The following is a 13,230-nucleotide window of genomic DNA, read 5'->3' on the forward strand; positions in this document are numbered from 1 at the left end:
TGTTCAGTTTTCAAAGATCTACTTGGTTGCTTTTGACAACTTTTATATCATATCAAGGATTTCGTTAATTGTCAAGATTTTTTTTAATTAATTAACTGGTCACATTTGAATTAGTTGTTTACTACTGAGGCAACGTTTATTACTTTACCAAGAATAATGACCTTCGTCAAGCCTTTATTTAAATTAAATCTAAAAATATTGATGTAATCGTATACATCTGTACTTTTAATTACTTTATAGGTCTTAAATAAAAAAATAATTTCAAAAATAGACTATTAATCCTGATTTTTGAAATTATTTTTTATTTAATGTTCAACTAATAGTTGCTGCATTTGTAGTGTTTGCGCCTGATTTATTTCATCATACAACTTATTAGCAAGTTGCTCGTTAATTATTCCTGCTATATATTGTGTTTGAACATAATTATATTCTAATTGAAATGCTTGAATAAATAAATCTACTGATATTTTTTCATTCTCTTCGTAATCTCTACGAAAGTGTCTTTGTCGATCTTCGATAAATCTTTCAACATTCTGAATATCATCTAGTTGTCCATGTGCATTAGCCAAACGTTCTTTTGTTAAATCATGTAAATATTGTTCAATTACTTCATGCAATTGATTCTCCAAGTCCCATAATAATGATCGGAAATCATTGTGTATTTGCATTTTTTCTATATTATCTTTAGCCCATTGTTTCCTGGCCTTACTTCTCTGTCCACGAGTTATTTGCCCATGGCTAATATGCCACGCTTCATGCCTAACCTGATGTTCTACTGATCGAATGATTCGATTAACACTTAATCGTTGTCCACCATAATCTGTATCCAAAATTTTTCTGTACGTACTGAGTACTCGGGCAGGATAAATTTCTTTTATCTCATTACTATTTAAAAATTCATCTTCAATTTCATTAATTTTTTTAAATAATTCTTGATGTTTATCATACCCTTGAATATCATTAAACCCTTTTTGTGATTGTAATTGTTGAATCACCGCGTATCTCACATCGTTAGATTGAATACGTTCTGTTAAATGTAAACTAGCGTAATCAATCATTTGTATTCGTGAAAAATTTAATTCTTCTTTATTAAATGATAACTTTTTAGCTAGTAAGATTTTAGGCAACACTAATGCTGGTGTTATCATACTTAATAATATGACAGTAGTTGCAATGATTAAAATTTCTTCTCGATACGGAAAAGCCCGTCCATTTATTAACATTGGTAATGAAAATGCCATTGATAACGTGATTGTTCCGTGTACCCCACTCAACCCAAAAACAAATGCATTTTTTCGTCTTTTTTTTGATTTTGAAGGACCGAAAAAGGCAGCAATATGTGGTTCTTTTCCAATTAATGCCCAAGTGTATCGGATACCAATCATGACTACATAGATTATCAAACCCAGACTCAACAACTCAAACGACTGACTCGTTCCAAGTTTAATCAGTGCCCGGAAAATTTCAGGTAAACTAATTCCCAATAAAATAAATACAATACTGTTAAGCATTGCGGTCAACGTATCCCATATTGTTGACGAAACTAACTGGACACGTGTTGCAGTTAATTTTAAACGCTCGGATTCAATATTATGAACAATCCCTGCAGTTACAACAGCAATAATTCCCGATGTCCCTAGACTTTCCGCCAATAAATAAACAATAAATGGTGTTAACAACGCAATTGGAATAATCGTTAATTCTGGTGAAGTTACCCTCTTATTAAAATACGTTCTAACGATAACTAAGATTCCACCTGCCATAACCCCAACTACAATACCACCAACTGCAACAAAAATAAATTGAAATAATCCGCTATAGATGGAAAATGTTCCTTTTTCCATCACAGATAATGCCAAATTTAACATCACTAATCCACTTGCATCGTTAAATAATGATTCGTATTCTAAGGCAGTATTAACCCCTGAATCAAGTTTTGATGCTGATGTTAAGGATTTTACTGCTATGGCGTCAGTTGGTGTCACAATCGCAGCTAGTGCTATTGCAAGTGGCAATGTCCATCGAACTTCTAATCGATTCGCTAACAACCCTACTATTACAACTGTAATAAGCGCTAAAACTACTGATAATAAAAGTATCGCATGAAAATTTTTACGGATCCCCCTAACAGATGTTTTTTGCCCATCATTAAACATAAGTGGTGCAATAATGAATAACATAAAATATTCTGGTTCTAATTCGAAATTAGCCATGACTGGTACTAATGACAACAACAGACCAATTACAATAAGAATAAAAGCATCTGGTATTTTAGGAAGAATTTCGTGAATTACATTTGAAATAATAATCCCCGCCACAAGAAAAGCTATTACATAAAATAGTGCCATTATGCGTTAACGCGTCCTAACCAATATTTCTTTTTACCACGACGAATAATCACAAATTTGCCATCAAATTCTGTAGCAGGATCAATCATAAAATCTAAATCTTGAATTTTTTCACCATTAATACGAATAGCCCCGTTAGTGATATCTTCACGTGCTTGTCTTTTTGATGATTCAATTTTTGTATTTACTAATAACTCAACAATATTCTCTGGTTCTGCTGCTAATTCAACAGAAGGCATATTTTTAAACCCCTGTTCAATTTCACTCGTCGTTAATTCTTTCACTTCGCCTGAAAATAAAGCTGCAGAAATATGTTCGGCTTCAATTACAGCTTCTGGACTATGAACAAATTCTGTTACTTCTCGTGCTAAGCGGCGTTGTGCTTCACGTTTTTCTGGAGCTGTTTCAACTGATTTTTGGTATTCAGCAATCTCATCTGACGTTAAGAATGTGAAAAATTTCAAATATTTCACAACATCCCGGTCGTCTTGATTTAACCAAAATTGGTAGAATTCATATGGTGTTGTTTTTTCTGGATTTAACCAAACTGCGCCACCAGCTGTTTTACCAAATTTAGTACCATCAGCCTTAAGCATTAGTGGAATTGTTAGCCCATATGCCTTTGTGTCTGAACCTAGCTCTTTATGAATAAGATCAATTCCTGCAGTAATATTCCCCCATTGATCAGCCCCACCAATTTGTAATTGAACATCATGGTGCTTGTGTAAATGTAGGAAATCAACTGATTGTAAGATTTGGTATGTAAATTCCGTGAATGAGATACCAACTTCCAAACGACTTGCAACAACATCCTTTGCGAGCATGCTATTTACATTAAATAACTTACCGTAATCGCGTAAGAAATCAAGCAAGCTAATTTTTGATAACCAATCATAGTTATTTACAATTGAAATATTTGAATCTTGTCCAAATAATTTGGTCATCTGTGCAGTGAGAGCTTGCTCATTATGATGAACTTGGTCCATCGATTGCAGCACACGTTCAGATTTTTTACCACTTGGATCACCAATTGAACCTGTACCACCACCAATAATGATGTATGGATGATGTCCTGCTAATTGAAATCTTTTCAACATCATAAATGGAATTAAGTGTCCGATATGCATACTATCCCCTGTTGGATCAACCCCACAGTATAAGCCAATTGATTTTTCAGACGTTAGTTCACGTAACCCATCTTCGTCTGTCGTTTGATTAATTGCGTCGCGCCATTCTAGTTCGTCAATAATATTCATTTCTGTTTCCTCCTATATAATATAAGTATAAAAAAATCCCTGATATCTAAAAAAGATATCAGGGACGAATTAATTTCCGCGTTACCACCCAAGTTATTATCTACATAATATAGTAGCTAATCGCTCAATCATCGTTAACGAGATGAATCGTTGTTAGCTCCATAGCGTACTTCACTCATCGATAATTCCTGATTTCCAGCGACCACCAGGTTTCTTTAAAATTGATCGATAAATTACTGAACTACTTCATCACTTATAGCTATAATATACGTAAATAAAGTCTAAATGTCAATTTTAACCATAAGAATATTAATACTATAAAAGAGTGTCTTGATTGCATTCTATTTCGTTATTCGATACAATTCACTTACAAATTAAAAGTAACTGGAAAGAAGAGGAATCCGATGACAGAAAAGAAAATGATGTCAGCCGTTGTAATTGATGAATTTGGCGGACAAGATAAACTTAAACAACGTGAAGTAGCTATGCCTGAAATGACGGCGGATCAAGTAATTGTTCAAGAAAAAGCAGCTGGAATTAATCCAATTGATTGGAAAACGCGTGAAGGCTTTTTACAAGGTATGCTTAACTGGCAATTTCCTATTATTTTAGGTTGGGATGTGTCGGGTGTTATCACAGAAGTAGGCGCTAACGTAACCGATTGGAAAATTGGTGATGAAGTCTTCGCACGCCCTGCCACGACTCGTTTTGGTACTTACGCCGAATATACTGCTGTTGATGCTAATTTGCTTGCACCAAAACCTAAAAATATTAGCTTTGAAGAAGCTGCTGCTGTTCCTTTAGCTGGTTTAACTGCATGGCAAGCCCTTTTTGATCATGGTCATTTAGAAAAAGGTGAAAAAGTCTTTATTCATGCTGGTTCAGGTGGCGTTGGCTCTTTCGCTATTCAACTTGCTAAATCAGTTGGTGCTTACGTTATTACCACAACTAGCTCGAAGAATATTGATTTTGTTAAAGGACTTGGCGCTGACCAAGTCATTGATTACCATGAAACTGATTTTGCGGAAATCTTAAAAGATATCGACCTTGTAGTTGATACAATCGGTGGTGACGCACAAGAAAAATCAGTTAATATCTTAAAACATGGCACAGGTCGTTTAGTTGCTATTACTGGGATGGATTCTGAAAAAACAGCAGGTCTTGCTGAAGCAAGAAATGTGACTTTTGATTCAATTTGGTTGGACCCAAATGGTGAAGAATTAACTAAATTAGCTGATATGCTTGAAGATGGCACTATAAAAGTGACCTTAGATTCAGTTCATGAATTCTCTGCAGAAGGTGTAGCAGAAGCTCACGATCGTAGTGAATCTCATCATGCACTTGGTAAAATTATCGTTCGTTTTAAATAAAACCCTATTTAGGTAGTTCAGACTTTTTTGTCTGAACTACCTTTTTTAATTACTAAAAGTAAGTGCTTTCACTGGTGTTAATTCATTGGTAGATTTATACTATCCTTGTAGAATAAAATTTTTCAAGAAGGAGATTTACTATTATGCCAAAAAAAATTAATGCATCAGATGCCATGCTCAAAGTTTTAGAAGATTGGGGCGTTAAAACCGTCTATGGGTTGCCAGGTGGTTCATTTGATTCAACAATGAATGCACTACATAATCGTAAAAATACAATTAATTATGTACAAGTTCGTCATGAAGAAGTCGGCGCACTCGCAGCAGTTGGTGAAGCTAAAGTAACTGGAAAATTAGGTGTTACTTTTGGTTCCGCTGGTCCCGGTGCTGTCCATCTATTAAACGGACTTTACGATGCTAAATATGATGGTGTTCCTGTTCTTGCCTTAGTCGGCCAAGTTGGTACACAAGTGATGAATACAAATTACTTCCAAGAAATGAATGAAAATCCAATGTTTGAGGATGTTTCTATTTATAACAGAACAGCTACTACACCCGAAAACTTACCCATTGTTGTTGATGAAGCTATCCGTCAAGCCTACAAATATAATGGCGTCGCAGTTGTCACAATTCCGACCGATTTAGGTTGGCAAGAAATCGATGACACCTTTGTTTCAACAGCCGCAACACACCAAGAACCTCTTTATCCGATGCCTCGTGATAAACAAATTCAAGATGCCTTAGATATTTTAACAACAGCTAAGACACCAATTATTTATGCTGGGAAAGGTGTTCGTGGCGCTGGAAAAGAATTAATTGAATTATCTGAAAAATTATCATTACCAATCGCAACAACTGCGCTTGCTAAAACAATTATTCCTGATGATTACAAAGCATACATGGGTTCTGCTGGACGAGTTGCTGGCAAACCCGGCGTTGACCTTCTTCGTGGCGCTGATGCTGTTCTTTTCATTGGATCTGATTTTCCATTTGGTGAATATTTCTTTTCTCCAGATGCTAAATTTATTCAGGTCGATATTGATTCTGAAAAATTAGGTAAACGTCATTCAGTTGATGTCCCTATTTTAGCCGATGGTAAGGAAACTTTAATCGCATTAAATAAGGCCGTTAAAACACCAGTTGCACCAACAAAATGGTACAAAGCTGCCATCGCTAACAAAGAAAACTGGATTAAATGGATTGATAGCTTTACTGAAGATGACAGTAAACCACTTCGTTTTGAACCAGTTTTCAATGAAATTAATAAAATTAAAGATGACGATGCAATTTTCCAAATTGATGTTGGTAATGTAACGATTGAAGCAATGCGTTTCTTACGTCTTGGTGAGAAAAATAAATTTACAACATCCGCATGGTACGCAACGATGGGGTATGCACTACCCGCAGCAATTGGGGCTCACTCTGCCTTTCCAGACCGTCAAGTTTTCTCAATTTCTGGTGACGGTGGTTGGACGATGGTCATGCAAGATGTCTTAACACAAGTTAAATACAACATGCCTATCATCAACGTTGTCTTAAGCAATCAGGAACTTGGATTCATCCGCGCTGAACAAGATGATAAACAACAACCACACTCAGGTATTGATTTAATTGATGCTGATTGGGGCGCAATTGCCAACGACATGGGAGCTAAAGGGTATACCGTCCGGACATTAGCAGAATTAAAAACTGCTTTTGCTGAAGCTAAAGGTTCAAAAGTGCCTGTTGTTATCGATGTTAAAGTAACTTCTGACCGTCCACTTCCTGTTGAACAGCTCATTATTGATCCTAAAACACAAGATCCAGATGCTGTTAAAGCTTTTGTTAAAGAATACCAAGCAGAGGGTTTAATTCCATTTCGAGAAATCCTTGAAAATCAAGATTAAATAGTTTTTATTTAATTGATGTATCTTAGCTTAATTAAGTTAAAATACATTTTTTATAGAACAAAAAAAGATATAAAGAGAACCCTTGGGATTGAATTTCATTTCAATCCCAAGGGTTCTCTTTATATACCTCTTCTTATTTCACAATTTTATCAATTTTTGCTAATTCTTCTGGTGCAAAATCCAAATGCTCTAATGCCTTTAAATTATCCTTTAATTGACTCACACGACTAGCACCAATAATAACCGACGAAACAGAATTATCTTTCAAATCCCAAGATAGCGCCATTTCAGCCAATGTCTGGTTGCGATTTTTTGCAATTTCATTTAATTCACGAACCTTTTTAAGTGTTGATTCAACTCTCTCAGTAGACAAGGTATCAAATCGTTTCACTCTAGAATCGTCTGGAATACCATTCAAGTAACGATCAGTCAATAACCCTTGTGCTAAAGGACTAAAAGCAACTGTTCCTATCTGCTCTTGTTTTAAAACATCTTTTAATCCATCTTCTATCCAACGATCTAATAAATTATATCTAGGTTGGTGGACAACGATAGGTGTATTTTTAGCTTTTAGTAATTGAATCATCTTTTCAGCTTCTGGTGCCCGATAATTTGAAATTCCAATATATAAGGCTTTACCTTGGCGAACGAGTAAATCCAAAGCTTCAGCTGTTTCTTCCAACGGTGTATCTGGATCTGGACGATGGTGATAGAAAATATCAACATAATCTAGCTGCATACGTTGTAATGATTGATCCATACTGGCAAACAAGTTTTTCTTTGAACCCCATTCGCCATAAGGACCTGGCCACATATAGTAACCTGCCTTCGTCGAAATAACCATTTCATCCCGGTAGGCACTTAAATCTTCACGTAAAATGCGCCCAAAATTCTTCTCGGCAGCACCATCACCGTAATTATTTGCCAAATCAAAATAAGTAATTCCATTATCAAATGCTGTTTCAATAATATCTTTTTGCGTTGCTAAAGGTGTCTCATCCCCAAAGTTCTTCCATAAGCCTAAGGCAATAGCAGAAACTTTTAATCCACTATTACCGAGGCGATTATAAATCATTTTATCATAACGTTTTTCATTTGCTTGATACATTAACTATCTCCTCCTAAACTAATTACAAATTATATTATAGCGCTTTCACGTCTGCTGGACAATCATTTAATGTTACTTAAAATTCGCTTATCTTATTAATTTGTGCCACTATTATTAGGTAACTGAAGGAGTTGAGTCCATGTTTAAAAAAATAAACGATTATATAAATGTCCATTATATTAAAACATTCATCTTAACGTTAGCTATTGCAACCATAGTTAGAGTCATTGTTGCATTTTTCATAAATAAACACTTTTTGAATGTAGAATTTATTATTGCCGCGATTACGATTGTTATAATTTCACTTTTAATCAGACAAGACCTCAAGAAATAATTAGGTAAGCAAAAATACTGACTCGATACTTTTGACAAAGTACGGAGCCAGTATTTATTTAATTCATGTCCCACTTTTAAATAATTAGTCTTCAAAAACATCTTTTGCAATATTAAATGCAGACCAAGCTTTAGGCCAACCAACGTAGAAAGATAAATGTGTGATAATTTCAGCAATTTCTTCCTTCGTAATTCCATTTGTTTTGCCAATTGCCATATGTGCTGGCAATTGTTCAAAGTTACCACCTGAAATCAAAGCTGAAATTGTTATAATACTGCGTTGATGTGCTGGTAATTCACTTTCACGTGACCAAACTTCACCAAATAAAACATCATCATTTAATTCTGCAAATTTAGGTGCAAATTCGCCTAAGTTATCGCGACCTGCTGTTTGTTTCTTTACCATAATATAATATCCTCCTATTAATCTTTTAATTTACCGTACGTTTCGTCATCAACAGCTTCTAACCATTCAGGTGTCCCTGCTGTAATAGCAACATGTGAGAACCAACTATCTTTTGTAGCACCGTGCCAATGTTTAATCCCGTCTTTTGTGACAACAACATCACCAGCTTTTAAACGTCGTGCTTGTTGACCTTCTTCTTGGTACCAACCTTCACCGGCAGTGACCAATAATAGTTGGTAACCGTCGTGATGGATGTGCCAATTATTACGTGTTCCAGGTTCAAAACTAACATTTCCAACACCAACGTTTATATCTGGATCCGCCACTAACATGTCTAAATAACTTTGACCAACAAAGAAATCTTTATATGCTTCATTTTTTTCACCTATTGGAAAAAGACCGTTTTTAATTTGTTCCTCATTCATTATAATTACCTCACTTTATTTTATACGGTTAACCTAGCGTTAATCGTATATCGCGAATTGTTCTAGATACTTTTCAAAACTAATATCTTCTGACACTTCGTTTCCATTTGTTCTGTGTGAAACTTTTCTGTCATACCAATCAATTTTATGAGAAATAATTTCAATATTATGCTGTAATTCTACCATTTCAGACAGTGCATTTTCTTTTACCTTGCTGAGCATCTCGCGTCGTTCTTTAATGGTTGCATCACCTTGTGCTCGTAGTTCAACGTATTTAATTATTTCATTAATCCGCATCCCTGTCCCTTTAAGATGAAGCAAAAATCCTACCCATTTAATATCATGTTCCGTGTAATAACGTAAGCCTGCCGAATTACGGTGAGGCTTAATTAAGCCTTCTTTTTCATAGTAACGCAATGTAAAACTTGATAACCCAACTAATTTAGCAAACTCACCAATTTTATATTGTTGCTCATTAGTCATTCAATCGCCTCCTTCAATAGTTTCTATTAAAACACTTAGAGTTGACTCTAAGTCAAGCTTTTCTACATATTATTTTTAATATTAAGGCTTACTCCATCCATCAATTCAGACCGTTCCTACACTAAAATTTAATTCCAACATTTTAAAACAAAATCTTTGCTTAATAATTTTCATTCATGTAGAGTTACATCGAAATAGTTACCATTTCCAGATATATTACATATAAAATAAGAAGAAATGAGGGTTAGCTTTTGTTAGATTTCAAACACATAAACAAAACATTCAAAACAGTTACCGTATTAAACGACTTAAACTTACATATTGATACAGGGGAACTTTTTGTTCTTGTTGGCCCTAGTGGTAGTGGTAAAACGACAACTTTAAAAATGATTAATCGATTAATTGAGCCCACCTCGGGTACTATTAACTTTGAAAATCAAAATATTGATCAGATTCCGTTACATACTTTACGTTCACAGATTGGCTATGTCTTACAGCAGATTGCTTTATTTCCTAATATGACAGTTGCTGAAAATATCAGCTTATTACCAGAATTACAAAAATGGCCTAAAAACAAACAAAGAGAACGTGTCGATGCCTTATTAACACGTGTTGGTTTACCGCCTGAAGCATATCGTAAGAGAATGCCTAGCGATTTATCCGGTGGCGAGCAACAACGAATTGGTATTTTACGAGCAATTGCAACTAAACCAAAATTAATTTTAATGGACGAACCATTTAGTGCGCTGGATCCTATCTCAAAAAAAACATTACAAGATATCGTCATCGATTTACATGAGGAACTACACAATACCATTATTTTCATTACGCATGATATGTCTGAAGCTCTTCGCCTCGGAACTCGTGTTGGTGTTATGCATGATGGCAATCTCATTCAAGTTGGTACCCCTGACGAAATTAGAAATGCACCAAAAAATGATTTTATTTCAGAGTTTTTTGGGTTAGACGTATCCAACACGCAATTTAATTTAGCTGAAATGATTCAAAAATCATTTAGTCTTCCAATTGATGAACTCGCTAATAATCACGTCACCTCAACTCAAACAACATTTAAAGAACTCATATCTCTACTTTCTAAATATACAATTATAAATGTTAAAGATAACGACCAGAATCTCATTGGTGCAGTTGATGCCCAATGCTTAATTCGTTATGGTGCAAGCATGTCTGATAGCGAGGTGGATGACCAATGGCAAATTTAATAACAACTTTTAAAATGCACCGTGCTGATTTATGGACCGCTATTCTTCAACATCTACAGATATCATTAATTTCATTGCTGATTGCAACCATCATTGCCGTCTTTTTAGCAATTTGGTTAGCACAGCATAAAAGAGCAGCAGAAATTATGTTGCAAATTACCAGTGTTTTACAGACAATTCCTTCACTCGCGCTGCTAGGGCTATTAATTCCACTAGTCGGAATTGGAACACTACCTTCAATTATCGCATTAGTTGTTTATGCTTTACTGCCCATTTTTCAGAACACATATGCAGGTTTAACTGGTATTGATCCATCATTAGAAGAAGCCGCAACTGCATTTGGTATGACACGTGCGCAAAAACTTATTCGATTTGAATTACCCTTAGCTATGCCACTAATTATTTCAGGCATTCGTATTGCGCTTGTTCTAATTATTGGAACCGCAACACTAGCTGCTTTAATTGGTGCTGGCGGGTTAGGAACATTTATTTTGCTGGGAATTGATAGAAATGATATGAGCTTGATTATTATTGGCGCGTTGAGTTCTATTATTCTAGCTATTGTTTTCAGTGTTTTAATCCGGCAATTGCAGAATTTAAAGATAAAAACAATTACCATTATATTAATTACTTTAGGATTCCTATTTGCTGTTGGTGCCACAATCAATACTTTCACACATCAGAAAAAAGAATTAGTCATTGCTGGTAAAATGGGGGCAGAACCTGAAATTCTAATTAATATGTATAAAGATTTAATTCAAGAAGACGACGCCAATATCAAGGTTACTTTAAAACCAAATTTTGGTAAAACGAGTTTTCTATACTCTGCATTAAAATCTAATTCAATCGATATTTACCCAGAATTTTCAGGTACGGTACTTGAAGAGTTAGTAAAATCACCACTCAAAAGTACAAATGAAAATAAAGCCTACCAGCAAGCAAAAACCGAAATTAAAGTTAAATCAGATTTAGATTATTTAAATCCGATGGCTTATCAAAACACCTATGCTGTCGCTGTCACTAAAGACTTTGCAACTAAATACCATCTATCAAAAATTTCTGATTTATCACGAGTATCTTCAAAAATAAAGGCAGGCTTTACGCTTGAGTTTCTAAACCGTGATGATGGTTACAAAGGGTTACAAAGCAAGTATCATTTGTCATTTAACACTAAATCTTTTGAACCAGCACTTCGCTATCAAGCCATTGTGAATGGTAATGTAAATTTAGTTGATGCCTATTCAACTGATAGTCAGCTCGTCAAATATAATTTGGTCACATTAAAAGATGACAAGTCTTTATTCCCACCTTATCAAGGCGCCCCACTTGTTGCAAAGGGCATCTCACAAAAATATCCATCCATCAAAAAAAGTTTAAATAAATTAACCGGAAAAATTTCTGATACAGATATGCAAAAAATGAATTATCTAGTTGATGTTAAAAATGTCCCAGCAAGTACCGTCGCACACGACTACTTAACAAAGCAACATCTTTTAGACTAAATAAAAAGTTTGGAATCTCGCTAACCTCATGCGGACTCCAAACTTTTTTATATTTTATCGTTATTTAACCTACATAACGTTCTAATGCAACCGCAACACCATGATTAACGTTCGATTCTGTTACATAAGTTGCTGCTTCTTTTAATTCAGGAATGGCATTTCCCATCGCAACAGTCGTTCCGGCTACGGCAAACATCGTTAAATCATTATGTTGATCTCCCATTGCCATAACTTCTTCTTCTTTTAATCCCAGTTCTGCAATTAAATCTGTTAATGCATTTCCTTTATTAGCTTTTTTATTCAAAACTTCTAAAAATTCTGGCAAACTACGTACAACATAATAACTATCATCAAATATTTTTTGAATATTAATCATCTGTGCGTCTAAAACTTCAGGTTCATCCACAAACATAATTTTAGAAACGGTTAAGTCCCGTGACATTTCCTCTGGATTTCGTACAAATAATCCTTCATTATTTTCAGCTGCTTGAATAACGGTCACACGACCAACATCTTTATTAGATGTATAAATTCGGCTCTCATCATCTAAAATATTATAATGAACATTTAATTCATAACTTAATTTATCTGCAGCTATATACTCATCAAAGGTTAACGTATGTTGCGCTAGACGTTTTCCACTTACTGTTTCAATAATTGCACCGTTGTAGGTAATGACATATTGGTCATCCCCACTAATCCCTAATTGTTCAAGAAATCCAACCACACCAGCTAAAGGTCGTCCCGTACAAAGGACAACCTTAATTCCCTTTTGTGTCACTTTTTTGACGGCATCAATTGTTTCTTTTGCTAATCTACCCTCTGGATTTAGTAACGTATCATCAATATCTATTGCAACTAGTTTAATTCCCATAGTAATCTCCTCATTT

Annotated in this window: 11 protein-coding genes and 1 other annotated feature; of the genes, 4 read left to right on the top strand and 7 right to left on the bottom strand. The window is 34.9% G+C overall.

The genetic code is table 11. The annotated features are described in order from the left end of the window. Window positions 1-305 precede the first annotated feature (305 nt). Both AC1RPT_RS00005 and tyrS read right to left on the bottom strand, forming a co-directional pair. Complete coding sequence (locus AC1RPT_RS00005) at window positions 306-2,348, bottom strand: cation:proton antiporter (RefSeq protein ID WP_481761136.1); 2,043 nt, start codon at window positions 2,346-2,348, stop codon at window positions 306-308. Then, window positions 2,348-3,604 carry a tyrosine--tRNA ligase gene (gene tyrS / locus AC1RPT_RS00010; protein WP_481761135.1) on the bottom strand — a complete coding sequence of 419 codons (1,257 nt, stop codon included), beginning with the start codon at window positions 3,602-3,604 and terminating at the stop codon, window positions 2,348-2,350. Before tyrS ends, AC1RPT_RS00005 begins: the two co-directional genes overlap by 1 nt. 57 nt (window positions 3,605-3,661) lie before the next feature. Further along, window positions 3,662-3,863 (bottom strand) — a binding site (T-box leader). Window positions 3,864-4,026: 163 nt separating this feature from the next. Here tyrS and AC1RPT_RS00015 point away from each other — a divergent pair. Beyond that, window positions 4,027-4,974 carry an NADP-dependent oxidoreductase gene (locus tag AC1RPT_RS00015; protein WP_481761149.1) on the top strand — a complete coding sequence of 316 codons (948 nt, stop codon included), beginning with the start codon at window positions 4,027-4,029 and terminating at the stop codon, window positions 4,972-4,974. Window positions 4,975-5,117: 143 nt separating this feature from the next. Continuing rightward, a complete protein-coding gene (spxB, locus tag AC1RPT_RS00020; protein ID WP_481761134.1) occupies window positions 5,118-6,857 on the top strand; it encodes a pyruvate oxidase in 1,740 nt (579 codons plus the stop codon). 136 nt (window positions 6,858-6,993) lie between these two features. On the opposite strand, the gene AC1RPT_RS00025 is transcribed toward spxB, so the two are convergent. From AC1RPT_RS00025 to AC1RPT_RS00040, 4 genes are all read right to left on the bottom strand, one after another. Then, entirely contained in the window at window positions 6,994-7,968 is a 975-nt protein-coding gene (locus AC1RPT_RS00025) for an aldo/keto reductase (RefSeq protein ID WP_481761133.1), read from the bottom strand. 418 nt (window positions 7,969-8,386) lie between these two features. Then, a complete protein-coding gene (locus tag AC1RPT_RS00030; protein WP_481761132.1) occupies window positions 8,387-8,707 on the bottom strand; it encodes a carboxymuconolactone decarboxylase family protein in 321 nt (106 codons plus the stop codon). A 17-nt stretch (window positions 8,708-8,724) separates the two neighbouring features. After that, the gene (locus AC1RPT_RS00035; RefSeq protein WP_481761131.1) at window positions 8,725-9,132 is read right to left on the bottom strand and encodes a cupin domain-containing protein; all 408 of its coding nucleotides are present in this window, start codon (window positions 9,130-9,132) and stop codon (window positions 8,725-8,727) included. A gap of 39 nt (window positions 9,133-9,171) precedes the next feature. After that, window positions 9,172-9,615, bottom strand: a complete 444-nt coding sequence (locus AC1RPT_RS00040; RefSeq protein WP_481761130.1) for a MerR family transcriptional regulator — start codon at window positions 9,613-9,615, stop codon at window positions 9,172-9,174. Between the two features lie 251 nt (window positions 9,616-9,866). Between AC1RPT_RS00040 and AC1RPT_RS00045 the strand changes: the two genes are divergently transcribed. Next, the gene (locus AC1RPT_RS00045; RefSeq protein WP_481761129.1) at window positions 9,867-10,838 is read left to right on the top strand and encodes an ABC transporter ATP-binding protein; all 972 of its coding nucleotides are present in this window, start codon (window positions 9,867-9,869) and stop codon (window positions 10,836-10,838) included. Continuing rightward, window positions 10,826-12,340 (top strand): ABC transporter permease/substrate-binding protein, encoded by a 1,515-nt coding sequence (locus tag AC1RPT_RS00050; RefSeq protein ID WP_481761128.1) that lies wholly within the window; start codon window positions 10,826-10,828, stop codon window positions 12,338-12,340. Before AC1RPT_RS00045 ends, AC1RPT_RS00050 begins: the two co-directional genes overlap by 13 nt. Before the next feature lie 64 nt (window positions 12,341-12,404). On the opposite strand, the gene yidA is transcribed toward AC1RPT_RS00050, so the two are convergent. Further along, window positions 12,405-13,214, bottom strand: a complete 810-nt coding sequence (gene yidA, locus AC1RPT_RS00055; protein WP_481761127.1) for a sugar-phosphatase — start codon at window positions 13,212-13,214, stop codon at window positions 12,405-12,407. Between the last annotated feature and the right edge of the window lie 16 nt (window positions 13,215-13,230).

It is taken from the genome of Dellaglioa sp. CoH-56-MRSF-11 (assembly GCF_056782135.1).